The organism is Barnesiella intestinihominis YIT 11860, from assembly GCF_000296465.1.
Classification (GTDB): domain Bacteria; phylum Bacteroidota; class Bacteroidia; order Bacteroidales; family Barnesiellaceae; genus Barnesiella; species Barnesiella intestinihominis.
The window spans coordinates 382,681-407,562 of sequence record NZ_JH815204.1 but is presented as its reverse complement, the minus strand read 5'-3'; the positions used below and the strand labels follow the sequence as shown (position 1 = coordinate 407,562).

Here is a 24,882-nt window from a genome sequence, read left to right as displayed (position 1 = left end):
GAAAAGTTATCCTCTACTATAATTCGGAGCCTCGCTGGTTATCGACACATCATGAGGGTGACTTTCGGCTACACCAGCATTGGTAATACGAGTAAACTTAGCATCATGTAAAGCCTCTATATCCTTAGCTCCACAATATCCCATTCCGGCACGCAAACCGCCGACCATCTGATAAACCACTTCATATAAAGATCCTTTAAAGGGAACACGAGCCGCAATTCCCTCGGGAACCAATTTTTTAGTATCAGTCTCATTAGCTTGGAAATAACGGTCTTTCGAACCTTTCTCCATCGCTTCGAGAGATCCCATACCCCGATATGACTTATACTTACGTCCATTGAATATGATCGTTTCTCCCGGCGATTCTTCAACACCAGCCAGCATACCGCCCAACATAACCGAGTAAGCCCCAGCAGCCAATGCTTTTACAATATCACCCGAATAACGAATTCCACCATCGGCAATCAATGGCACACCTGTTCCTTTCAATGCTTTCGCCACGTCATAAACGGCAGATAATTGAGGAACCCCGACACCGGCAATCACCCGGGTCGTACAAATGGAACCGGGACCTATACCTACTTTCACTCCGTCGGCTCCGGCTTCCACCAAAAATTTAGCAGCTTCACCCGTCGCAATATTTCCCACAACGACATCGATATCGGGATATTTTGCTTTTATATCTTTCAATACACCGATTACGCCCTTAGAATGTCCATGCGCCGTATCTATAACGACAGCATCGACTCCGGCTTCTACCAACGCATCCACACGAGTCATCGAATCGGCCGTAACACCGACCCCCGCAGCCACACGCAGCCGACCTAATTTATCTTTACAAGCAAACGGTTTATCTTTGGCTTTCGTTATATCCTTATAAGTAACCAACCCTACCAAATGGCCGTCTTTATCGACAACCGGGAGCTTCTCTATCTTGTGCCTTTGAAGAATATCCGCAGCCTGTTGCAAATCGGTGGATTGTGAAGTCGTCACTAAATTGTCTTTGGTCATTACCTCGTCTACCAATCTTTCCAAATCGCGTTCAAAACGCAAGTCCCGATTCGTTACAATACCCACCAAAAGATTTTTATCGTCCACTACGGGAATCCCTCCTATATGGTATTCACTCATCATAGACAACGCTTCGCGCACCGTCGACCCACACTTGATTGTCACAGGGTCATAAATCATTCCATTCTCAGCTCGTTTAACAGCATGAACTTGACGGGCCTGAGCCTCGATACTCATATTTTTATGAATGACTCCAATTCCTCCTTCACGAGCGATAGCAATAGCCAATTGCGCCTCGGTTACCGTATCCATGGCTGCCGAAACTAATGGAATATTTAATCGGATATTGCGTGAAAACTGCGTCGACAACTCGACATTACGAGGAAGGACTTCGGAGTAAGCGGGGATTAACAAAACATCGTCAAAAGTTAATCCGTCCATCACCACTTTTTCTGCAACAAATGACATAATGGGGTTCATTAGAATTTTATTGCATGCAAAGATAATTATTTTTCGGCAAGCTATTATCTATACATGAAGATTTTTAAATTATTTATTTATCACCCCAAAAGCTAAAATAAAAAAGCGACAACCGATTATCGGAATGTCGCTTTTTTACTATTATTTCTCGGCTTTTAATTTCCCATCTCTGAAAGGAACTTGATACGTATCAAACGAATTTCTTCTTCGCTATACTCCATACCAAACTCCTCAATGGCATCTTCGAGACTATCGCTTTCACTCTCCTTGAAGTAGTCAAAAATATCGTCGATATGCTCGTCGTCCATAATCTCGTGCAGGAAATAGTCGATATTGATTTTCGTTCCCGAATAAACAATCGCCTCTATCTCATCGAGCAACTCTCCAAATTCAAGGCCCTTCGACTCGGCCAATTCATCAAGTGCAATTTTCCTGTCGATGGCCTGAATAATGGATACTTTCAATTTCGACTTATTGGCAACCGTACGCACCCTTAAATCTTCGGGACGCTCAATTTCATTTTCTTCCACATGAGCTTTGATGACTTTAACGAATTCTTCTCCGTAACGTTTCGCTTTACCTGCTCCTACCCCCGGAATATTTTGTAACTCCTCAATTGTAATCGGATAGGTTGTCGCCATAGCTTCTAATGAAGGGTCTTGAAAAATCACATACGGAGGAAGTTCCAATCGTTTAGCGATTTTCTTTCGCAAATCTTTCAAAATAGAATATAACTCGGGATCGACCGCACAAGAAGCTCCACCTTTCATGGGCACTTCTTCCTCCACCTCGTCAAAATCGACATCTTTGACAATCTTAAACGAAACCGGATTCTTCAAAAACGCATGCCCAGCCTTCGTTACCTTCAATAGTCCATAATTCTCAATATCTTTACCTATGTAGCCGGCTATCAATGCTTGTCGAATGACGGCGTTCCACGTGCGCTCATCTTCACCCTGTCCGCTTCCAAACACCTCTAAATCTTCATGTTGATACGAAAGTATTTGGCTCGTTTCTTTACCTAACAAGACATCTATCACATATTCGGCTTTAAATTTTTCTTTCAGTGCAATAATAGTTTCAAGAACCGCACAAAGTTGATCTTTTGCTTCCACTTGCTTTTTAGGATTTAGGCAATTATCACAATTTCCACAATTATCTTCCTCATACTCTTCTCCAAAATAATGCAGTAAAATCTTGCGACGACAAAGAGAAGATTCGGCATAAGCAGCAGTTTCTAACAAAAGCTGTTTACCAATCTCTTGCTCGGCAATGGGTTTTCCCTGCATGAATTTTTCGAGTTTCTGTAAATCTTTATTGATATAAAAAGTTATACACTGACCTTCTCCTCCATCTCGACCGGCTCGTCCCGTCTCTTGATAATAGCCTTCCAGACTTTTGGGTATATCGTAATGTATGACATACCTGACATCGGGCTTATCAATCCCCATACCAAAGGCTATCGTGGCAACGATAACATCTATTTTCTCCAACAAGAATGCATCTTGATTCTGAGTCCTAGTCGCAGAGTCCATTCCGGCATGATATGGCAGCGCACGAATTCCGTTTACCTGTAACAATTCTGCCAGTTCTTCTACTTTCTTTCGACTCAAACAATAGATTATACCCGATTTACCCTCCTGCGATTTTATATATTTAATAATGTCTTTATCGATATTCGCTGTTTTCGGGCGAACCTCATAATAAAGATTAGGACGATTAAACGACGACTTAAATACAGTAGCTTCCAACATGCCCAGATTCTTCTGTATATCATGCTGGACTTTCGGAGTCGCAGTCGCGGTAAGAGCTATTACAGGACGTACACCAATCTCATTAATAATAGGTCGGATACGTCGATATTCAGGACGGAAATCATGTCCCCATTCCGAAATACAATGGGCTTCATCTACCGCATAAAACGACACATTCACCTGTTTAAGAAAATCAATATTTTCTTCCTTCGTCAAGGATTCAGGAGCAACATATAACAATTTGGTTTTCCCCGATAAAATATCGGTTTTTACTTGGTCTATCGCAGTTTTGTTCAAAGAGGAGTTTATGAAATGAGCGACACCATCTTCGGCACTGAAATTCCGCATAGCATCGACCTGATTCTTCATCAATGCAATCAAAGGCGAAATAACTATCGCAGTACCGTCAAGAATCAACGACGGCAATTGATAACAAAGCGACTTCCCTCCTCCGGTAGGCATCAATACAAATGTATCATTCCCGGCAAGCAAATTTCTGATAATCGCTTCCTGATTTCCCTTAAATGTATCGAATCCGAAATTCCTTTTCAGTTCCTCAGTCAAATTTACTTCTTTTGCCATACGGTTACTCTCTTTCTCGTTATGTATATTCGCCGACCTTTATCGGTCAAACAAATTTATAAACAACTCCTCTTAATTACCAAATTTTTTCTTGCTGTTTTTTCTTATACTGCCAATAGTTTTGCTTTTTCTAACTTCTTTTCTGCATAGCTACGTGTTATATGCAATTTCTTTTTTGTCGAAGAAGGCGTTTCATACATAGCATCCATCATAATCGTTTCGACAATAGAGCGCAATCCTCGGGCTCCCAACTTGAACTCTACGGCCTTTTCGACAACATAATCAAGCATATCCTCATCAAACGAAAGTTTCACTCCGTCCATTTCGAAAAGTTTGATATATTGTTTGATAATCGAATTCTTAGGCTCTACCAGAATTCTCCGTAGCGCGGCCTTGTCCAAAGGTTGCAAATAGGTTAAAATGGGCAATCGTCCTATAATTTCAGGAATAAGACCAAACGATTTCAAATCTTGGGGCGCAATATACTGTAACAGATTTTCCCGATCTATACGACCATTGCTACCACCTCCATTATAACCTACGACATGGGTGTTCAACCTCATGGCGATTTTACGTTCTATTCCGTCAAAAGCCCCGCCACAAATATACAAAATATTCTTTGTATTCACTGGTATCATTTTCTGCTCGGGGTGTTTACGCCCGCCTTGCGGCGGAACATTTACGATAGAACCCTCCAATAATTTCAACAAACCTTGCTGTACGCCCTCACCGCTGACATCACGGGTAATCGAAGGATTATCGCTTTTACGAGCAATTTTGTCGATCTCGTCGATAAACACAATACCTCGCTCAGCCGCCTCGACATCATAATCGGCAACTTGCAGCAAACGGGTCAAAATGCTTTCGATATCCTCGCCCACATAACCGGCCTCGGTCAAGACAGTAGCATCGACAATCGTAAACGGAACTTTCAATAAACGAGCAATCGTCTTCGCCAATAAGGTCTTTCCGGTTCCGGTAGGGCCGACCATAATAATATTCGATTTCTCAATCTCAACATCATCATTATCGGCTACCTGCAAAACACGTTTATAATGGTTATAGACCGAAACCGACAAATAACGCTTGGCATCGTCCTGCCCGATAACATACTGATCGAGAAATGTTTTTATCTCTTCCGGTTTAGGTAAATCCTCTCGGGATACGGTCCATTTGGAACTCGCTTTTTTCTTTTTATGCAAATATTCTTCGGAAAGGAGATAGGCTTGCTCGGCACACTCGTCGCAAATGCAACCGTCACGCCCCGGCATTAATAATCTTACCTCATTTTCTCCTCTTCCGCAAAAACTACACTTTTCGCCCTTAGCCATTCCTAGAATATTATTTCATAGATTTTACCAATACGTCGTCAATCATACCGTATTCTTTGGCTTCAAGAGCAGTCATCCAATAATCACGATCGGAATCTTTCTCCACACGCTCATACGAGTTTCCCGAATGATCGGCTATAATGGTATAGAGTTCTTTTTTAAGTTTCTGTATCTCCCTTGCCGTAATCTCTATATCCGAAGCCTGACCTTGTGCGCCTCCCATCGGTTGATGTATCATAACCCGGGAATGTTTCAAAGCAAAACGTTTTCCCTTTGTCCCTGCAACCAACAATACAGCGCCCATCGAGGCGGCCATACCTGTACAGATCGTAGAAATATCACTGCTTATGAACTGCATGGTATCGTAGATACCCAACCCGGCATATACCGACCCTCCGGGAGTATTGAAATAAATAGATATATCTTTACCCGGGTCGGCAGAATCGAGATAAAGCAACTGTGCTTCTATAACATTCGATGTATAATCATCGATAGGAGTTCCCAAAAAGATTATACGGTCCATCATTAAACGCGAAAACACGTCCATCTGGGTTACATTCAGTTGGCGCTCCTCCATAATAGAAGGGGAAAGATAGCTACTGGTAAACTGCGCATATTGATCAAGGGCAAGTCCATTCATACCCAAATGTTTTACCGCATATTTTCTAAAATCATTAGTCATAATTATATCGTTTTTAGATTGTTTTTTTAATCCCTATTTTTAGTCAAAGATATAAATAAAAACAATTATACCCCAAATAAAATTCTGCTGCCCGGTCTTTTTTGCCAATATCTTCACAAAAAATAATACATCAACCGAACTACAAGCATCAATTAACTATATTGGAAGATTTCAAACAATGAAAAGCCCCGAAGCCATTACGTCTCGGGGCTATCGATAATTATATCGATTTTATTACTCGGCAACTTCAAACATTTTCTGGAATTTATCCATCGTCACTTCTTTGTCCGTAAGCGTTACAGACTCCTTAATGGCAGTTTGAATCTTCTGCTCCGTAGCTTGGTCAATAAGACGCGAACGAGACTCTTTGCTCGATAACATTTCCCTAGCATAACGTTCGAGAACATCATCGGGAACACCTGTCATACCATATTGTGCGAACTGACTTGCCGCTACCCGTTTTGCCAAAGCCAACAAATCGGCATCATCGACATGAATATCGAATTGTTTTACGATTTGTTCTTTAATCAACTGCCATTTCAAATCGGGAACCATCTTCGCAAAATCCTCATCGATATTTTCAGCTTTACGATTTTTATCGGTAGCCAACAACCAACGTTTCAAAAATGCATCGGGCAAATCAAACTCACCTACTGCCTTTTCTATCGCAGCACGTGCATCAATCGAAAATTTATAATCGCTTTCAGGAACCAATTGATGCGCTATCATTTCACGAAGTTTAGCAAAATATTCCTCTTCTGTTTTTACAACATCTTTACCGAATACATTGTCAAATAATTCTTGATTCAATTCGGCAGGTTGCAAATGTGTGATATCTGTCACTGTCATCTCGAAATTCGATGTCACATTGGCAGCTTTTTCCTTATCGATATTCAACATAGAGGCCAGTTCTGCGACCGAAGCATCACAACTTTTCGAAGGATTGAACATCACTTTGTCACCCTTCTTCACGCCGGCAAATTTAGCTTTTTCCTTGTCATTCTTGAAATATGCAGGAGAAACGATGGTACTTTCGACCGTAATTCCCCCTTCTACCGGAGTCCCTTTTTTTACCATTTCTACCATCGAACCTTTGATAAGGTCTCTTTCATCGGTAGACTCATCTACCGAAATCTGTTTACCGAAACGTGACAAAAAGGATTCATTCTGACGTTTTACCATGTCATCATCGACAGTAATCGTATAGTAAGGTACTTTTATTTTTTTATCGACCTTTACATTCAATTCGGGGGCTAATGCCACATCAAAACGGAACGTGAAATCGTCTTGTGTATCCAAATCGACAGTCATATCTTCTGCGGTCATCGGCTCGCCCAAGATATTGAGCTTATTATCACGAATATAATTGTACAGAGACTCGGAAACCAAACGATTAATTTCTTCAACTCGAACCGATTTTCCAAACATCTTCATGAGCATACTAAAAGGAACTTTCCCTTTTCTGAATCCGGGAATATTCGCTTTTTGCCCATAAGCACGAAGAGATTTGTCTACTTTTTCCTGATAGTCAGCCTTTGAAATTTCAATCGAAATCACGGCATTCAGGTTGTCAGTGTTTTGATGCGAAACGTTCATTCTTATGATTTTATTAAATTAGACTCACAAATTTATTCTCAACTTTCCACAAAAAGCGTGCAAATTTGAGAGCGCAAAATTAGTGCTTATCTTTCGATAATCAAATTATTATTAATTTTTTTCTTTCTACCTATATCGTGAAAAGACTTTCCACTCTGCAAGAGCAGCCTCCTTTGAACCCCAATACCCCACCTTATTTCGTATCGGACATCAATTGTTCAAAAAAATCGTCAAGCTCTTTATCCATTTTTTCCCAAAAATCATCGTGCAAATAGATATTCTCATCGTCCAATGTAATCAAATCGGCGACAGGCTCCATCTCATTATCTACCAACACGACAGAAAAAGGTGGTATAATATCCAGCGAATGTAAAGCAAGATTCACATCTTCATGACTCAACACCTTCCTCAGAAAAGCAATTATCACAGCATCCGAACGTTCTCCACTGGAATCTCGCCACTCGTCCAATCCATCAATTACCGATTGCACCAATATATTTTCAGTATCATCAAATACCGAAAACAACTGTTCATCGTATTTCACCTGCACATACATATCGGTCAAGGACATCGCCTCTGCACGCGCCTTCTCCACTGCCGTACAAAAAGACTCACACATTGCAGAAAAAAGTGTTAATTCCGAAGTTTCCATAAATACATAATTATTTGTACTTCAAAGATAGTGTAACCGAAGATGGAAACCAATTTATTTAGTCACGCCCGGCTCAACTTACCTTTACATTCACGACAAAGATAGCGAAAAAATCCGTAGACATCGCCGTTATGCAAAATTTTCTCCTATTCGTCACATACAAAGCAAGTTTCAAATACCATATACAAAACGATGCGATAAAAAAAATCTCGTTTTATTCAAAAATATATAACTATTTGTTTGGATTCAAAAATGATTTCATTACATTTGCAACATCAAACTCATATTTGACAGGCAATGAAGAATTTTGATTTTGCATATTACTTTTACTTTTATTTTTATTTTGGAGAAAAATAGAAACGGGGTTTTATGCAAAAAAAAGAAATAGAAAACAATTAAGAAACTTATGATAAAATCCCGTTCAATACGAACGGGATTTTTTATTTATCTTGCTTATGAATAAAAAAGTCACCATACAAGGCATAGCCGGTTGCTACCACGAGGCCGCCGCCCGATCTTATTTCGGGGAAGAAGAAATAGAAACGGTTCCCTGCTCGACATTTCCCGAAATGTTCGACCGCATGAATAACGACCGTTCTTTATTGGGTATCATTGCCATTGAAAACACCATTGCAGGCAGCATTTTACAGAATCACGAACTATTACGAAAAAGTGAATTAAGTATCATAGGAGAATATAAATTACGTATTTCTCACGTACTGGCCGCACTACCGGGAGAAACTATGGACGATATCCTCGAAGTGAACTCTCACCCCATGGCATTAATGCAATGCGGTGATTTTTTACAAGCTCACCCTAAAATGAAAGTTGTAGAAAAAGACGATACGGCCGGTAGTGCCCAAGAAATTTCGCACCGTCATCTTTCGGGCCATGCCGCCATTTGCGGCAAACTGGCTGCCGAAATTTACAACATGAATATCTTGGCAGAAGGTATCGAAACCAACAAACGAAATTTCACTCGTTTTCTAATTCTTGCCGATCCTTTTCACCGTGAAATTTTAATAGCAGGCAAACGCATAAACAAAGCTTCACTTGTTTTCAGTTTACCACATACACAAGGCAGTTTATCAAAAGTACTCACCATACTTTCTTTCTATGACATCAACTTATCCAAAATACAATCCATGCCCATTATCGGGAAAGAATGGGAATACCGATTTTATATAGACCTTACATTCGATAATTTTACTCGATACAAACAATCCCTCGAAGCAATAAGACCTCTAACAAAAGACTTTAAAATACTCGGAGAATATGCAGAATTCAATCAACCCCTTTAATATCAGACCCGCTAATCGGGTAAATAACATAAGCGAATACTACTTCTCAAAAAAGTTGAAAGAAATAGCCGAACTAAATGCCCGCGGTTTGGATATTATCAGTCTGGGCATAGGCGGGCCTGACAGGCCGCCCCACCCCGAAACGATTGAAACCCTGTGTACGGAGAGCCGGAAGTCTGATGTTCACGGATACCAACCTTACATAGGCATACCCGAACTACGCCGAGCCTTCGCCGATTGGTATAACAGATGGTACAATGTAACACTCGATCCTCAAAAAGAAATACAACCCCTTATAGGGTCCAAAGAGGGTATATTGCACATCAGTCTGGCATTTCTCAATGCCGGAGACGGGGTATTGGTTCCCAACCCGGGATACCCCACATACAGTTCCGTCAGCCGACTGGCCGAAGCTGAAATTTTCACCTACGACCTCGACGAAAATAACCATTGGCAACCCGACTTCAAGCAATTAGAGTCGTTACCGCTCGATCGTATAAAGTTAATGTGGGTCAACTATCCCAATATGCCTACGGGAGCCAAAGCATCTATGGAATTGTTTACCAAGCTGGTGGATTTCGGGAAGCGTCACAACATAATCATCGTGAACGACAACCCGTACAGTTTCATTCTCAACGACAATCCGATGAGTATACTAGCTGTCCCCGGGTCTAAGGACATTTGTATCGAAATGAATTCTTTAAGCAAATCTCACAACATGTCCGGTTGGCGAATCGGTATGCTTGCTTCCAACCCTCAATTTATCGAATGGATTTTGAAAGTGAAAAGTAATATCGATTCAGGAATGTTCCGTCCGCTACAAATGGCTGCGACAAAAGCATTGTCATGCGGCCAAGAATGGTATGACCAATTAAACGAAGTGTACCGTAACCGACGTGATATCGCAGAAAAAATCATGAAAGCTCTCGGTTGCAGTTATGATCCTTCACAAGCAGGATTGTTCGTATGGGGAAAAATTCCCGATAGTGCAACAGATGCCGAATCGTTAGCCGACGAAATATTATACAACGCGCACGTCTTCATTACTCCGGGATTCATTTTCGGAAGTCGAGGGAACAGATATATTCGCATTTCGCTTTGCGCCCCCGAAAAAAAGATGCAAGAAGCGTTACACCGTATAGAAAAAAATCAAATAAAATAAATAACAATACCATTATGGAAGATTTACAATCAATTTTACTTCCCGGAATAGACTCTAAACGCCCTATTATCATAGCCGGCCCATGTAGCGCCGAAACCGAAGAGCAAGTAATGACCACAGCGAAAAGCCTCGCCGAGCGCGGCATTAAAATATTTCGTGCAGGTATATGGAAGCCTCGTACCAAACCGGGCGGATTCGAAGGTATAGGCGTAGAAGGCCTTGCTTGGTTAAAACACGTCAAAGAAGAAACCGGTATGTACACGGCAACAGAGGTTGCCACTGAACGGCACGTATTCGAAGCATTAAAACATGGTATCGACATTTTATGGATCGGAGCACGCACGACCGCCAATCCCTTTGCGGTTCAAGAAATAGCCAACGCACTGAAAGGTGTAGACATTCCGGTACTCATCAAGAATCCGGTAAATCCCGACTTAGAACTATGGATAGGAGCCGTCGAACGCATTTATAACGCTGGTCTCCACCGACTGGCAGTCATACACCGGGGTTTTAGCAGCTACGACAAACAGTTGTACCGCAATATGCCTCAATGGCACATTCCCATCGAACTACGTCGCCGTCTCCCCAATCTTCCTATTTTTTGCGACCCTAGCCACATCGGCGGTAAACGCGAACTTGTAGCTCCATTGAGCCAACAAGCGATGGATCTGGGATTCGACGGACTAATCGTTGAATCCCATTGCGACCCCGATTGTGCATGGAGCGATAAAAATCAGCAAGTGACCCCCGACGCTCTGGACTATATACTCAACATGTTGGTAATACGAGAGACCACACAGACGACAGAAAACCTATCGGAACTACGTCACCAAATAGACAACCTCGACAATCAACTGCTCGAACTGTTAGCCAAACGCATGCGCATATCCAGAGAAATCGGGCAATATAAAAAAGAGCACAGTATGCCCGTGCTGCAAACTAACCGCTATGACGAAATCCTACAAAAACGCATGGCACAAGCCGTTGAGTTGGGAATGAGCGGAGAATTCATGAAAGAAGTGATGCAAGCCATTCACGAAGAATCGGTACATCAACAAATGGATATTATTAATAAATAAAAACAATGAAAATAGTAATTCTCGGAGCCGGAAAAATGGGCTCTTTCTTTGCCGATGTACTCAGTTTCGACCATGAAATCGCCCTATACGACATAGACCCTCATCGACTGAGATTCGCATTCAACACTTTGCGAATGACCCGGCCAGAAGAAATACAAGATTTTACGCCCGACTTAGTCATCAATGCGGCAACCGTAAAATATACGATAGAAGCGTTTCAAACCGTTCTCCCCTATTTACCGGCTCACACAATCCTATCGGATATTGCTTCGGTCAAGACCGGATTACCCGAATTTTACGCCCAAGCCCGACACCCATTCGTATCGACACACCCTATGTTCGGACCGACATTCGCTAATTTGAGCGACCTAAGTACGCAAAATACAATTATCATTACCGAAGGCGACCACATGGGCAAAATCTTTTTCAAGGATATTTACCAGCGACTGAGATTGAATATATTCGAATACAGTTTTAAAGAGCATGACGAAACCATAGCTTATTCGCTCTCGGTTCCATTCACTTCGACGTTGGTGTTCGCCTCGATTATGAAACATCAAGAGGCTCCCGGCACGACATTCAAAAAACATATGGACATAGCAAGGGGGCTACTTTCGGAAGACGACTACCTGCTAACCGAAATTCTTTTCAATCCCAATACTCCCGACCAAGTGCGGGGAATACAGAAACAGTTATCGTCTCTCCTCGATATTATCGAGCGTAAAGATTCCATAAAAATGAAAGAATACCTCACCCAAGTGAGAAAAAACATAGAATAGCTCAAAATCATGAAAAAGGCTTGCTTAACGCAAGCCTTTTTCATTTCACGCACGCCCTGCCTCACCAACTTTATAAAATGAAATTGATACAATATTTTCATGGATTGCAAAAGAATATTTATATTTGTAGGTTAACTTAGGCGTATATATAAGCGCACTAACAAACCTATGGATTAACATGAGAAAATATAATACGTTCCGTATTTCATGCATAGCCTTATTATGGGTATTCTTATGCGTTCTTCTAATTAGGGGAAGAGGCATCGACGGGCAAGCTCTGTTCGCTATCATTGCTTCGGGAATCATTGTATTCGTTCCACTCTACAAACGATGGAAGCAAGAGAGTAAAGGTAAATAGTACCATTGTATTTACGTAAAAGAGACTAAAAATGAACCCCGACAATACAGAACTACTGAAACAAATAAACACACCCGCCGATTTACGAAAATTACAGGTTAGCGAGCTACCCCAAGTGTGTGATGAAATCAGGCATTTCATTATCAATACTCTCGCCCATAATCCGGGACATTTTGGGTCTAGCATGGGGGCCGTGGAATTGACCGTGGCCTTACACTATGTATTCGACACTCCATACGACCGCATAGTTTGGGACGTGGGACATCAAGCCTACGGGCATAAGATTTTAACTGAAAGACGAGACAGATTTTATACTTGTCGTAAACTCAACGGATTGAGTGGATTTCCAAACCCGGCCGAAAGCGAATACGACGCTTTCATCGCCGGGCATGCATCTAATTCCATATCAGCAGCATTAGGCATGGCCATTGCTACACAACTGAAACACGAACAAAAAGAAAGAAAAGTCATTGCTGTCATCGGAGATGCATCCATTGCCGGAGGATTAGCCTTTGAAGGATTGAATAACGCCTCCATCAGTCCTAATAACTTGCTCATCATACTGAACGACAACGATATGGCAATCGACCATAATGTCGGAGGGCTAAACGAATATCTAGTAAACATCACTACATCGAAAAGCTATAATAAACTCAGATACGATGCTTATCGTACCCTACGTAAGCTAAATCTGATAGACGATGAACACAGGGGGGCCATTTTACGTTTCAACAATAGCCTAAAAGCATTGCTAACCAAGCAGCAAAACATTTTCGAAGGTTTAAATATACGATATTTCGGTCCCATAGACGGGCACAATGTGGTTAATATCGTCAATAAACTCAACGATATAAAAGATATGACCGGTCCGAAAATACTTCACCTACGTACGATCAAAGGGAAAGGATATGCTCCGGCCGAAAAAGAACCGACTATTTGGCACGCTCCGGGCTGTTTTAATCCAGAAACGGGCGATAGAATTACCGTAACAGAAGAGCAAAAACCTCCCAAATTTCAAGATGTATTCGGACTCACGCTTGTCGAATTGGCTAAAAAAAACGATAAAATAACAGTTATCACACCTGCAATGCCAACGGGAAGTTCCACCTGTTTTATGATGGAGAAATTTCCCGAAAGGTCTTTTGATGTCGGTATCTCCGAAGAACATGCCGTCACCTTTGCCGCTGGTTTGGCCAAAGAAGGATTACAACCATTTTGCAGCATCTATTCGACTTTTCTCCAAAGAGGATTCGACGAAGTCATTCACGATGTCGCCATACAAAACTTACCGGTAACATTTTGTATCGACCGCGCTGGACTCGTGGGAGAAGACGGGGTTACCCATCACGGTGCATTCGATATGTGCTATTTGCGTTGCATACCCAATATGACTATTGCTGCACCTATGGACGAACATTATCTGCGACATCTCATGTACACAGCACAACTATCCGACCGCGGGCCGTTTGCCATTCGCTATCCTCGCGGTTGCGGAAGTCATGTCGATTGGGAATGCCCTATGCACGAAATTCCTATCGGGAAAGGTCGCAAGCTCTACGACGGAAATGAGATAGCCGTACTGAGTATCGGGACTGCGGGTGTCGCGGCACGACAAGCCGTAGAGCGGGCCCGAAAGACAGGTGTAAAAGCAGCTCTCTACGATATGATTTTTGTCAAACCCATTGACGAAGAAATTCTTCACGAAGTAGCCCAAAAATACAAACGAATCATAACCGTAGAAGATGGATGCATAACAGGAGGCTTCGGAAGTGCTGTATTAGAATTCATGTCCGACAATGGATATACACCCCATATAAAACGAATAGGAATCCCCGATAAATTCATAGCACAGGGGACAGTTAAAGAACTACACCAACTATGTGGTATAGATGAAGAAAATATTTACTCGGTAATTATTGGTAATTGGTAAATCATAGAAATAAAAGAGAACTAATAATTATGAAAATAATCATTGCTGGAGCCGGAGAGGTTGGAACACATTTAGCAAAACTGTTATCCCGAGAAGAACAGGATATTATTCTAATCGACAATGATGAAGAAAAACTACGAGAACTCGATGCCAATTATAATTTAATGACTGTCATCGGAAACCCTACTGCATTCCAAACATTAAAACAAGCCCAAGTATATAAAGCCGATTTATTTATTGCTGTCATGCCCTTCGAGTCTCGTAATATCATGGCATGTACAATGGCATCGAAACTAGGCGCAAAAAAAACTCTGGCAAGAGTGGACAACTACGAATACCTTTTGCCTGAAAATAAAGCCTTCTTTGAAAATCTGGGAGTAAATGAACTGATATATCCCGAAAAACTGGCCGCAGAAGAAGTAATAACCGCATTAAAACACACCTGGACACGCAACTGGTTTGAACTTTGTAATGGAGAATTAATCGTACTAAGTGTAAAATTACACGACAACGCTAAAATTCTGAATAAAAAACTCTATGAACTTACAACAGCCGAAAGCCAATTTCACATCGCGGCCATCAAACGTATACATGAAACTATTATTCCAAGAGGAAACGACGAAATAAAAATAGGAGACATCGCATACTTTACCACGACTCCTAATCATATACAAGAAATTCAAAAACTCTCAGGTGAAACAGAAGCAGAAATTCACAAAATAATGATCATGGGAGGCAGCCGTATCGCTATACGCATATCGAGTTACGCGCCTGATAATATGGCAATAAAACTCATCGAATGCGACAAGCAAAAGAGTTATAAATTAGCCGAATACATGAACGATATAATCATTATTCAAGGAGACGGACGCAATGTGGATCTTTTGAAAGAAGAAGGAATCCGTGACATGGATGCATTTATAGCATTAACCGATAGTTCCGAAACAAATATATTAGCTTGTTTAACCGCCAAAGAATTAGGGGTAAAAAAGACTATTGCAGAAGTCGAAAATATCCAGTTCATTTCTACTGCCGAACGGCTAAATATAGGAAATATCATCAATAAAAAATTACTAGCGGCCAGCCGTATCTTCCAATTGTTGCTCGACGAAGACTCCTCAAATGCTAAATGTCTCGCATTATCCGACGCCGAAGTCGTAGAATTGGTTGCAAAAGAAAATTCTAAAATTACCAAAGCCGCAGTAAAAGACCTAAAACTCCCGTCCGATTTAACAATCGGTGGATTGGTTCGTAATGGACACGGCATGGTCGTAACCGGAAACACATGGATACAACCGAATGATCACGTCGTTATTTTCTGTCTCGACACAGCATTACATAAAATAGAGAAGCTTTTCAATTAGGAATATCATGCCCAAAATTAACTTTCATGTCATACTGAAATTCATCGGAATATTACTATGCATGGAATCTATATTCATGCTCGTTCCGTTTGTCGTAGCTCTTATTTATGGAGAAGGAGATGCGCCGGCCTTTATTAAATCGGCATCAATAACTGCAATCGTTGGTGGTATATTATTCTACATTTTTAGAAATTCCCGTAACGACGTAGGAAAGCGTGAAAGTTATTTACTGGTAACTTCTATATGGCTTTTCTTCTCGGCTTTCGGGATGCTCCCATTTTGCTTAATGCCCAATCATTTGAGTATTACAGACGCTATTTTCGAAACGGTATCCGGTCTAACAACGACAGGAGCTTCCATTATAGAAAACGTAGACGTTCTTCCACATGGTATTCTCTTTTGGCGCAGTTTCATGCATTTTATCGGAGGAATGGGTATCATCTTGTTAACAATCGCCATACTGCCCATGCTCAACCATCAGGGTGGATTACTTTTATTTAATTCCGAAGTAACCGGTATAACAACCGAAAAATTGAAACCTAAAATCGGAGAAACAGCAAAAAAATTATGGAGTGTATATATCATACTCACCATTATTCTCTGTCTCCTATTGTGGTTGGGTCCCATGAATCTTTTCGATGCTATCTGTCAAGCATTTTGCGTCATGGCAACAGGTGGATTTTCGACCAAACAAGCCGGTATAAATTTTTGGAACTCCTCTTACACAGAATATGTCATGACTATATTCACATTTATTGCAGGTATAAATTTTGCTTTGGTGTATAGAGCCGTAACCGGAGATTTCAAAAAACTATTACACAATGAAGAAACCAAATGGTACACGGCAATTGTATTAGGCGCCACTTTATTAGTCATTACAGGACTATACATAACCGACCAAAACGGCTCCTTCGAAGATACTTTTCGAAGATCGCTATTCTTGGTTGTAACAATTGTTACGTCAACCGGATACACCGGAGATGACTATGTTGCTTGGGGCCCATTTTTTACAACTATATTTTTACTACTCATGTTTTTCGGAGCTTGTGCCGGCTCCACTTGTGGAGGAGCAAAAATAGACAGGCTGGTGGTCCTCGCCAAAAATACAAAAAATGAACTTTACAGAGTCATACACCCCAATGCTATATTACCTGTACGCGTAAATGGGAAAGCCATATCTCACGAAATAGTATCCAAAATATTAGCATTTATCTTAGTATATGTCATGGTACTTATAGCAGGGTCTATTATCCTATCGGCATTGGGGCTGTCTATGGAAGAAGCATTCGGTTCGACACTTTCCTGCCTCAGCAATATCGGTCCCGGGGCCGGTTCAACCGGTCCGGCAGGTAACTATGCTTTTATCCCCGATTTAGGAAAATGGACTTTGTCAATCATCATGCTCATCGGCCGGCTTGAACTGTTTACAGTCCTCATTTTATTCACATCTTACTTTTGGAAAAACTCATAATATTGTTGAGAATAAGTATTTTTTGTACATTTGTATCTAATCTAAAATCCAAAGCGAAGTATTCTCATAATATGCCTACAACAGACTTAGAAGAAAATAAAATAAAACAAGCCCAACCCGAAGAGGGAAACGATACAGCTCAGAATGAAAGAGAAATACGTAAAAACATATTTAAAAATGAACGTGTAAATTTCATTTTAGGTGTCATTTTAGTCATATTCTCCCTCTATTTGACTATCTCTTTCATCTCATTCTTTTTTACAGGAAGCATCGACCAAAGTAAAGTTGAGAATCTATCGGTAGGAGAACTTTCTTCCATTGGAAACGAGATTCAAAATTGGACGGGTGCATTCGGGGCATACTTATCCAACCTCATGATAAATCGTTGGATGGGTATATCTGCTTTCATCGTTTCTCTATGGTTATATGTCGTAGGCCGTCGATTCATGAAAGTCGCCCATACTCGAATGATACGATTTACGATTAGCTGTGCCTTGTCGATAATAGTTTTGTCTCTCTTTTTCGGATTCATTTTCATGCACAGTTATAACAACTCCTTCCTATATTTAGGGGGATATCACGGGTATTATGCGACTTTATGGCTCAATGCATGGATAGGACCATGGGGAACGGCTCTGTTCATTATAGCTCTCGTTATTATATTGCTCGTCCATCTAAGTTATAAAACCATTGAATATATTCGACGAGTATCGTCCGTCAACCTCACAGGGAAGGCGATCCAAGCAATAAAAAACAGGACGGATAATCCAGAAACAGATAACGAAAATGACAATAAGGAAACGGAATCTAACGAAACCCAAAACACTGAAAACATACCCTCATCGGAAAACGATATTGTAAATACATTGCCCGAATATCCCGATGACCCTACCGAAGAAATCCCTACACTCGAAGATATACAAGAAAATATTCTTCCTATCGAAGAGGAGACTAAACGAGTTACCATCGAGACCGGTGACCCCGACTTTGTCATCGAGACGGCTGAGACCGAAGTATTAGCTACACAAGCTCCTATGGAAGATTATGATCCTACGAAAGACCTCTCGCATTATAAAAGACCGACATTCGATTTACTGGACAAACGGGAAAACAGCGAGGTGGAGATCAATATGGAAGAACAGTCTGCCAACAAAAAACTGATCACCGAAACCCTCAAAAATTACAATATAGAAATCAGTTCCATTACGGCGACTGTGGGTCCTACCGTTACTCTTTATGAAATAAAACCAGCACCCGGAGTAAGAATAGCCCGGATAAAAAGTTTGGAAAACGATATTGCCCTCAGCCTATCGGCGTTAGGGATTCGCATTATAGCCCCTATTCCCGGCAAAGGAACCGTCGGTATCGAAGTACCGAACAAAGATCCTAAAATGGTCTCTATGTATTCTGTTTTAGCTTCCAAAAAATTTCAAGAATGTAAATATGAACTTCCCCTTGCGTTAGGAAAAAGTATTACGAACGAAGTCTGCATAGCAGATCTTTGTAAAATGCCTCACATATTGGTGGCTGGTGCTACCGGACAAGGAAAATCCGTCGGGCTGAATGCCATTATCACATCTTTACTTTATAAAAAACACCCGGCTCAATTAAAATTCGTATTAGTCGATCCCAAAATGGTCGAATTCAGTATCTATTCGGTTATAGAAAGACATTTTATGGCTAAATTACCCGACGCAGAAAAGTCCGTAATTACCGACAGCGACAAGGTTATCGCCACTTTAAATTCTCTCTGTATCGAAATGGATAATCGATATGCCCTACTCGCCAAAGCAAATGTGAGAACAATCAAAGAGTATAACGAAGAGTTTATCCATAGAAAACTGAATCCGAATAACGGACACAAATTCATGCCCTATATCGTGGTGATTATCGATGAGTTCGCTGATTTAATTATGATGGCAGGCAGAGACGTCGAAATGCCCATCGCTCGAATAGCACAAAAAGCGAGAGCTGTCGGTATTCACATGATCATAGCTACACAACGTCCTTCAACGACCGTTATCACCGGTAACATTAAGGCAAATTTCCCGGCACGTATCGCTTTCAGAGTCATGCAAATGGTCGATTCACGGACTATACTCGATGCTCCCGGAGCAAACCAGCTCATCGGACGAGGTGATATGTTATTTACCGAAGGTGGTGATTTGAAACGTATTCAATGTGCGTTTATCGATACTCCCGAAGTAAAACGAATTTGTGAGTATATCAGCAAACAACAAGGATACCCCGAACCATATGAACTTCCAGAATATAAAAATCCCGACAGTGACGCAGGGAGCAATGGAAACGATGTAATCAACCGAGACCCCCTATTCGAGGAAGCCGCTAAAATGATCGTCGTTTCAGGGCAGGCCTCCACATCGTCTTTACAAAGACGCTACTCCATCGGATACAATAGAGCGGGACGACTGATGGATCAACTGGAAGCTGCCGGTATCGTAGGCCCAAGCGAAGGGGGTAAACCTCGACAAGTACTGATTGTGGATATTATGGCTCTCGAAAACAAATTAGAATTAATGAAATGAAAACAAATCGCATTCTACTATACTGCTCTGTACTTTTTCTACTATTAAGCATGAAACCTCTACATGCACAAAACGGTACACAGGCATTAGATAAAGTCGTTGGTAAATTCCAACAATCGAACGGTATATCGGCTACTTTTACACTGACCGTTTTTAATGCACTGAACGAACCCGTAGAAAAACAAAACGGAACTATAAAACTATCTGAGAACAAATTTTACTGGAATACAACATCTATGACTGTATGGTACGATGGTTTACAACAATGGGCATACGTAAAGGCAACAGAGGAAGTAAACCTAACCGAACCAACGACCGAAGAAATCGCAACAGTCAATCCCTACATACTCATCAATAACTACAAAAAAGACTTCTACATTAAAACATTAAAGTCAAAAAGTTCCAAAGAAAGTATAGCAGAACTTACACCAAAGAAGAAAGGAACAAATATAGACCACATTATAATTATTATCAATACAACTACGTGGAATCCAAGCTCTTTTAAGCTCTATTATAGCGATCGGACATATAGCATAATCAACTTATCAAAATATGCTACCGACCAAAACTTTCCAGACTCGACATTTGTTTTTAACAAAAAGCAATATCCAAAAGCAGAACTTATCGATTTACGCTAATAACACAAATAAATAGAAATTATGGAACAAAACGAACGCATACGTTGTCTAATTATAGGCTCAGGACCGGCCGGTTATACGGCAGCTATTTATGCTTCACGAGCAAACCTATCACCAGTTCTATATGAAGGCATGCAACCGGGCGGACAACTAACAACGACCAGCGATGTAGAAAATTTCCCGGGATACCCCGAAGGTATATCAGGATTCGATATGATGGAAGATTTGAAAAAACAAGCCGAACGATTCGGGGCAAACATTCGCCGAGGAATTGCCACTGCTGTCGATTTTTCTCAAAAACCATATCGTATAACCATAGACGGTGAAAAAATTATAGAAGCCGATGCCTTAATCATCTCTACTGGTGCTTCGGCCAAATATTTAGGACTCCCAGATGAGGTTAAATATGCAGGCATGGGAGTGTCGGCCTGTGCTACTTGCGATGGATTTTTCTACCGAAAAAAAATAGTCGCAGTAGTAGGTGGAGGCGATACGGCTTGCGAAGAAGCAGAATACCTTTCCCACTTAGCCTCTAAGGTTTACTTAATCGTCAGAAAAAACTTTCTAAGAGCCTCCAATATCATGCAACGCCGTGTCAATGAAAATCCTAATATAGAAATCTTATTTGAAACTCAAGCCGAAGGATTGTTCGGAGAAAACGGAGTGGAAGGAGTACATTTGGTTAAAGGCAAAGACACAGCGCATGAAGAGCGTTACGATTTACCCATAGACGGATTTTTCCTTGCCATTGGACACAAACCTAATACAGATATATTCAAACATTCCATTACCCTCGATGAAAACGGATATATAGTTACTGCACCTCACACAACCGAAACTAACATAGAAGGTGTATTCGCTGCCGGAGATGTCGCAGATCCCCGGTATAGACAGGCTATCACTGCGGCGGCATCGGGTTGTAAAGCGGCAATGGATGCCGAACGATATCTTATAAATAACAGCCTATAAGGACACTTTTGCTTTATACAAATAAGGAGCGAAAAAATCATTTACGCTCCTTATTTTTTATTGATATAAATCCCGATTTACTATTAAATATTATAGTTTTTCCTCTTTTAAGGAACAATGTATCAATTTTTTATATATTTTTGTGCTGTAAAACATAGTTATAAGGCAAATGGTTAAAAAAAGCACATTAGAATCCATACTACAACAAGAAATGTCTGATTTTTGGGCTCTTCTTGAAAATGAGGAAAAACGCATTATCGCCGAAAACTTTAAAATTCAGAATTTCAAAAAGAATGAAATTATTTACAGTGAGGGAGAAAATCCCGCACAACTAATGTGCTTATTAAAAGGTAAAGTAAAAATTTACAAAGACGGTGTTGGGGGCAGGAGCCAAATTATTCGATTAATTCGACCGGTTCAATATTTCGGCTATCGGGCATACTTCTCTCGCGAACCTTATGTAACGGCAGCAGCAGCCATTGAAAATTCTATTGTGGGATTCTTGCCCATGCCGTTAGTAGAAGAACATATTCGCAAAAATAACGGCTTGGCTTGGTTTTTCATTAAAGAACTATCCAACGATTTAGGCATTTCGGATGCCCGCACAGTCAATCTCACACAAAAACATATTCGAGGACGATTAGCCGAATCCTTATTGGTACTTAAAGAAAATTACGGTGTCGAAGAAGATGGACTTACACTCAACATCTATATGGCTCGTGAAGATTTAGCTAACTTATCGAACATGACAACATCTAACGCCATACGCACCCTATCGAGTTTTACAAACGAAAAAATCATAACAGTCGATGGCCGACGCATACAAATTATAGATGAAGAACGGTTACGAAAAATTAGCAAATTCGGATAATATCCCACTTGGGCTATAATAAGTAAAACAAAGCACTCTCAACAAATTTGTCGAGAGTGCTTTGTTTTACACAGATTAATTATTCCAACTCAAACGCGACCTTCGATCTTATATCACTCGAAGAGGATCCTATCAATATTTCGAACTTCCCGGGTTCCGCAACCCAGGCATGTTTCTTATCATCGAAATAAGAGAACTTCGACTCGTCTATCTCAAACTCTACGATTTGACTTTCTCCCGGTTGTAAATCAACTTTCTTAAATCCTTTCAATTCTTTCTTCGGACGGGGTAAACTCGATTTCAAATCACTCACATACAACTGAACAATTTCCGCCCCAGATCTATTGCCTGTATTGGTTACAGGGATACGAACCCGGAGGCTTTCACCTTGTCGCACGACTTTCTTATCGATCTCGGCTTTACCATATTCAAATGTCGTGTAGCTCAATCCGTGACCGAAACTGAACATCGGTCGTATTTTCTTGTGAAGATCGCTCCAACGATAGCCTACAAAAATATCGTCTTTATAAATTTGTTGGTGATTCAACCCCGGATAAACAATCGAATCATTGAATGAATGAGCATGATAATCTTCCAATTTGACATACATACTGAACGGGAGTTTTCCAGAAGGATTGACATCGCCCACCAATATAGAAGCCAATGCGTTACCGGCTTCACTACCGCAATACCAACCTTCGACGATGGCAGGGACCTGGTCTATCCACGGCATTGCCACACTGTTTCCCGAAATCAATACGACTATCGTGCGGGGATTGGCCTGAGACAAAGCCTCGATAACTCGGTCTTGACCATAAGGAAGCCCATACGATGTGCGATCTCCACCTTCACAATCTTGGTGGCTATTTTTATTCAAACCGCCGACAAAAACGACATAATCAGCCGACTTCGCTTTATTTACAGCTTCATCGAGCAGTTCATCGGCAGACCGAGATTCAGCAAGATTGACTTTGGAAACCACCCCATTATAAGATCCATCGATATTACCGACATATCCACGAGCATACATCACCTCAGCAGCATCTCCGACTCTTGCCTTCAATCCGTCCAATGGGGATATCTCATATTGGGCTTTCAACGAAGAGCTTCCGCCACCTACCGTCATCATCTTTATCGCATTCTCTCCGACAACCAAGATGCGTTTGGTTTCGCACAAACGAATGGGTAATACATTATTTTTGTTCTGTAACAACACAATGCCTTCCTCGGCGATTTTACGAGCAGCAGAAGCATGAGCCGGGGTTTTGAAAGAGCCATAAGGTCTGTTTCGATTCATCGTAGTACGAAACATCAGACGCAATATATTTCGAACTTTGCCATCGACAACAGATTCCGGAATCGTCCCGTTTTTCAACAAATCAAGAAATGGTTGCGCCAAATAGTAATTGCTATACGCATCTCCTTTACCATTCGTCAAACCATCTGTCCAAGTCCCGAACTCCATATCCAAACCATTATAAGCAGCCTCCTTCGTATTGAATACTCCACCCCAATCCGATATTACGACACCATCAAATCCCCATTCTTTTCGGAGAATATCGTTCAACAAATATTGGTTGTGACAACAATATTGATTCTTATAACGATTGTAGGCTCCCATAATAGCCCAAGCCTTTCCTTTTTGTACAGCAGCTTTAAACGCTGGAAGATAAATTTCATATAAAGCCCGGTCACTAACCTCCACATTGACAGCATGCCGATCGTATTCCTGATTATTCAACGCATAATGCTTCACACAGGCTGCTACCCCGTTAGACTGTACCCCTTCGATATAAGGAACCACCATCTCCGAAGCTAAATAGGGATCCTCTCCCATATATTCAAAATTACGACCATTCAACGGAGTACGGTAGATATTGACACCCGGTCCCAATAATACATTCTTATTTCTATATCGCGCTTCCTCGCCTATCGATTTGCCATACAACAGAGCCATCTCAGGATTCCAAGTCGCTGCCAAACAAGTCAATGCCGGGAATGCCATACAAGAATCGTTCGTCCACCCTGCTTGGTCCCATTCGTCCCAAATGACCTCGGCACGAATTCCATGAGGACCGTCGGTCATCCAATTTTCGGGCAATCCCAAACGAGGCACTCCCGGTGAACTGAATTTGGATTGTGCGTGGCACAATGCCACTTTTTCTTCGAGCGTCATTCTCGACAGAGCATCCTCTATTCGGTCTTCCATCGGCTTGGTTTCATCAAGATAAACAGGTGTTTGAGCGGCCACTGTACCCGATAACGAAAAAATGGCTACCCATACTAAATTTTGAAAAAATTTCATGGTAAAATATTAAAATGTTAG

The 24,882-nt window shown here is 41.2% G+C and carries 19 protein-coding genes; 12 read left to right on the top strand and 7 right to left on the bottom strand.

From position 1 onward, the window contains the following. Positions 1-6: 6 nt before the first annotated feature. The 6 genes from guaB to HMPREF9448_RS06490 form a co-directional block, all read right to left on the bottom strand. Complete coding sequence (guaB, locus tag HMPREF9448_RS06515; RefSeq protein ID WP_008861791.1) at positions 7-1,479, bottom strand: IMP dehydrogenase; 1,473 nt, start codon at positions 1,477-1,479, stop codon at positions 7-9. Positions 1,480-1,646: 167 nt separating this feature from the next. Beyond that, complete coding sequence (recQ, locus tag HMPREF9448_RS06510) at positions 1,647-3,827, bottom strand: DNA helicase RecQ (protein ID WP_008861790.1); 2,181 nt, start codon at positions 3,825-3,827, stop codon at positions 1,647-1,649. 104 nt (positions 3,828-3,931) lie between these two features. Beyond that, positions 3,932-5,158, bottom strand: a complete 1,227-nt coding sequence (gene clpX, locus HMPREF9448_RS06505) for an ATP-dependent Clp protease ATP-binding subunit ClpX (protein ID WP_008861789.1) — start codon at positions 5,156-5,158, stop codon at positions 3,932-3,934. Between the two features lie 10 nt (positions 5,159-5,168). Further along, complete coding sequence (clpP, locus tag HMPREF9448_RS06500; RefSeq protein ID WP_008861788.1) at positions 5,169-5,840, bottom strand: ATP-dependent Clp endopeptidase proteolytic subunit ClpP; 672 nt, start codon at positions 5,838-5,840, stop codon at positions 5,169-5,171. A gap of 234 nt (positions 5,841-6,074) precedes the next feature. Continuing rightward, positions 6,075-7,436: a trigger factor gene (gene tig, locus HMPREF9448_RS06495; RefSeq protein WP_008861787.1), complete on the bottom strand. Its 1,362-nt coding sequence runs from the start codon at positions 7,434-7,436 to the stop codon at positions 6,075-6,077. Positions 7,437-7,629: 193 nt separating this feature from the next. Next, positions 7,630-8,088 (bottom strand): hypothetical protein, encoded by a 459-nt coding sequence (locus HMPREF9448_RS06490; RefSeq protein ID WP_008861786.1) that lies wholly within the window; start codon positions 8,086-8,088, stop codon positions 7,630-7,632. Between the two features lie 455 nt (positions 8,089-8,543). Between HMPREF9448_RS06490 and HMPREF9448_RS06480 the strand changes: the two genes are divergently transcribed. The 12 genes from HMPREF9448_RS06480 (at position 8,544) to HMPREF9448_RS06425 (ending at position 22,556) form a co-directional block, all read left to right on the top strand. Further along, the gene (locus HMPREF9448_RS06480; RefSeq protein WP_008861785.1) at positions 8,544-9,389 is read left to right on the top strand and encodes a prephenate dehydratase; all 846 of its coding nucleotides are present in this window, start codon (positions 8,544-8,546) and stop codon (positions 9,387-9,389) included. Further along, positions 9,364-10,551 (top strand): pyridoxal phosphate-dependent aminotransferase, encoded by a 1,188-nt coding sequence (locus HMPREF9448_RS06475; RefSeq protein WP_008861784.1) that lies wholly within the window; start codon positions 9,364-9,366, stop codon positions 10,549-10,551. The genes HMPREF9448_RS06480 and HMPREF9448_RS06475 overlap by 26 nt, the downstream gene beginning before the upstream one ends. A 14-nt stretch (positions 10,552-10,565) precedes the next feature. Further along, the gene (locus HMPREF9448_RS06470) at positions 10,566-11,630 is read left to right on the top strand and encodes a bifunctional 3-deoxy-7-phosphoheptulonate synthase/chorismate mutase type II (RefSeq protein WP_008861783.1); all 1,065 of its coding nucleotides are present in this window, start codon (positions 10,566-10,568) and stop codon (positions 11,628-11,630) included. 5 nt (positions 11,631-11,635) lie between these two features. Further along, on the top strand, positions 11,636-12,409 hold the full coding sequence (locus HMPREF9448_RS06465) for a prephenate dehydrogenase (protein ID WP_008861782.1): 774 nt from the start codon (positions 11,636-11,638) through the stop codon (positions 12,407-12,409). Between the two features lie 178 nt (positions 12,410-12,587). After that, a complete protein-coding gene (locus HMPREF9448_RS14420) occupies positions 12,588-12,767 on the top strand; it encodes a hypothetical protein (RefSeq protein WP_008861781.1) in 180 nt (59 codons plus the stop codon). A 31-nt stretch (positions 12,768-12,798) separates the two neighbouring features. Continuing rightward, positions 12,799-14,697 carry a 1-deoxy-D-xylulose-5-phosphate synthase gene (dxs, locus tag HMPREF9448_RS06455; RefSeq protein WP_008861780.1) on the top strand — a complete coding sequence of 633 codons (1,899 nt, stop codon included), beginning with the start codon at positions 12,799-12,801 and terminating at the stop codon, positions 14,695-14,697. Between the two features lie 29 nt (positions 14,698-14,726). Continuing rightward, on the top strand, positions 14,727-16,061 hold the full coding sequence (trkA, locus tag HMPREF9448_RS06450; protein ID WP_008861779.1) for a Trk system potassium transporter TrkA: 1,335 nt from the start codon (positions 14,727-14,729) through the stop codon (positions 16,059-16,061). A 61-nt stretch (positions 16,062-16,122) separates the two neighbouring features. Further along, the gene (locus HMPREF9448_RS06445; RefSeq protein WP_229037033.1) at positions 16,123-17,532 is read left to right on the top strand and encodes a TrkH family potassium uptake protein; all 1,410 of its coding nucleotides are present in this window, start codon (positions 16,123-16,125) and stop codon (positions 17,530-17,532) included. A 71-nt stretch (positions 17,533-17,603) separates the two neighbouring features. Continuing rightward, a complete protein-coding gene (locus HMPREF9448_RS06440) occupies positions 17,604-20,078 on the top strand; it encodes an FtsK/SpoIIIE family DNA translocase (RefSeq protein ID WP_008861777.1) in 2,475 nt (824 codons plus the stop codon). A gap of 50 nt (positions 20,079-20,128) precedes the next feature. Next, positions 20,129-20,716 (top strand): LolA-like putative outer membrane lipoprotein chaperone, encoded by a 588-nt coding sequence (locus tag HMPREF9448_RS06435; protein ID WP_157260349.1) that lies wholly within the window; start codon positions 20,129-20,131, stop codon positions 20,714-20,716. A gap of 21 nt (positions 20,717-20,737) precedes the next feature. Then, entirely contained in the window at positions 20,738-21,685 is a 948-nt protein-coding gene (gene trxB / locus HMPREF9448_RS06430; protein WP_008861775.1) for a thioredoxin-disulfide reductase, read from the top strand. 169 nt (positions 21,686-21,854) lie between these two features. Further along, on the top strand, positions 21,855-22,556 hold the full coding sequence (locus tag HMPREF9448_RS06425) for a Crp/Fnr family transcriptional regulator (RefSeq protein WP_008861774.1): 702 nt from the start codon (positions 21,855-21,857) through the stop codon (positions 22,554-22,556). A gap of 79 nt (positions 22,557-22,635) precedes the next feature. Here the strand turns inward: HMPREF9448_RS06425 and HMPREF9448_RS06420 are convergent, their stop codons facing one another. Then, positions 22,636-24,861 (bottom strand): glycoside hydrolase family 3 C-terminal domain-containing protein, encoded by a 2,226-nt coding sequence (locus HMPREF9448_RS06420; RefSeq protein WP_008861773.1) that lies wholly within the window; start codon positions 24,859-24,861, stop codon positions 22,636-22,638. Between the last annotated feature and the right edge of the window lie 21 nt (positions 24,862-24,882).

What these genes read in the sequence shown, in the direction of transcription:
- HMPREF9448_RS06435 (WP_157260349.1), top strand. Translation starts at nt 20,129, where the DNA reads ATGAAACCTCTACATGCACAAAACGGTACACAGGCATTAGATAAAGTC.
- dxs (WP_008861780.1), top strand. Translation starts at nt 12,799, where the DNA reads ATGAACCCCGACAATACAGAACTACTGAAACAAATAAACACACCCGCC.
- clpX (WP_008861789.1), bottom strand. Translation starts at nt 5,158, where the DNA reads ATGGCTAAGGGCGAAAAGTGTAGTTTTTGCGGAAGAGGAGAAAATGAG.
- HMPREF9448_RS06465 (WP_008861782.1), top strand. Translation starts at nt 11,636, where the DNA reads ATGAAAATAGTAATTCTCGGAGCCGGAAAAATGGGCTCTTTCTTTGCC.
- HMPREF9448_RS06490 (WP_008861786.1), bottom strand. Translation starts at nt 8,088, where the DNA reads ATGGAAACTTCGGAATTAACACTTTTTTCTGCAATGTGTGAGTCTTTT.
- trxB (WP_008861775.1), top strand. Translation starts at nt 20,738, where the DNA reads ATGGAACAAAACGAACGCATACGTTGTCTAATTATAGGCTCAGGACCG.
- trkA (WP_008861779.1), top strand. Translation starts at nt 14,727, where the DNA reads ATGAAAATAATCATTGCTGGAGCCGGAGAGGTTGGAACACATTTAGCA.
- HMPREF9448_RS06425 (WP_008861774.1), top strand. Translation starts at nt 21,855, where the DNA reads ATGGTTAAAAAAAGCACATTAGAATCCATACTACAACAAGAAATGTCT.
- HMPREF9448_RS06475 (WP_008861784.1), top strand. Translation starts at nt 9,364, where the DNA reads ATGCAGAATTCAATCAACCCCTTTAATATCAGACCCGCTAATCGGGTA.
- HMPREF9448_RS06445 (WP_229037033.1), top strand. Translation starts at nt 16,123, where the DNA reads ATGGAATCTATATTCATGCTCGTTCCGTTTGTCGTAGCTCTTATTTAT.
- HMPREF9448_RS06470 (WP_008861783.1), top strand. Translation starts at nt 10,566, where the DNA reads ATGGAAGATTTACAATCAATTTTACTTCCCGGAATAGACTCTAAACGC.
- tig (WP_008861787.1), bottom strand. Translation starts at nt 7,436, where the DNA reads ATGAACGTTTCGCATCAAAACACTGACAACCTGAATGCCGTGATTTCG.
- HMPREF9448_RS14420 (WP_008861781.1), top strand. Translation starts at nt 12,588, where the DNA reads ATGAGAAAATATAATACGTTCCGTATTTCATGCATAGCCTTATTATGG.
- HMPREF9448_RS06420 (WP_008861773.1), bottom strand. Translation starts at nt 24,861, where the DNA reads ATGAAATTTTTTCAAAATTTAGTATGGGTAGCCATTTTTTCGTTATCG.
- guaB (WP_008861791.1), bottom strand. Translation starts at nt 1,479, where the DNA reads ATGTCATTTGTTGCAGAAAAAGTGGTGATGGACGGATTAACTTTTGAC.
- clpP (WP_008861788.1), bottom strand. Translation starts at nt 5,840, where the DNA reads ATGACTAATGATTTTAGAAAATATGCGGTAAAACATTTGGGTATGAAT.
- recQ (WP_008861790.1), bottom strand. Translation starts at nt 3,827, where the DNA reads ATGGCAAAAGAAGTAAATTTGACTGAGGAACTGAAAAGGAATTTCGGA.
- HMPREF9448_RS06440 (WP_008861777.1), top strand. Translation starts at nt 17,604, where the DNA reads ATGCCTACAACAGACTTAGAAGAAAATAAAATAAAACAAGCCCAACCC.
- HMPREF9448_RS06480 (WP_008861785.1), top strand. Translation starts at nt 8,544, where the DNA reads ATGAATAAAAAAGTCACCATACAAGGCATAGCCGGTTGCTACCACGAG.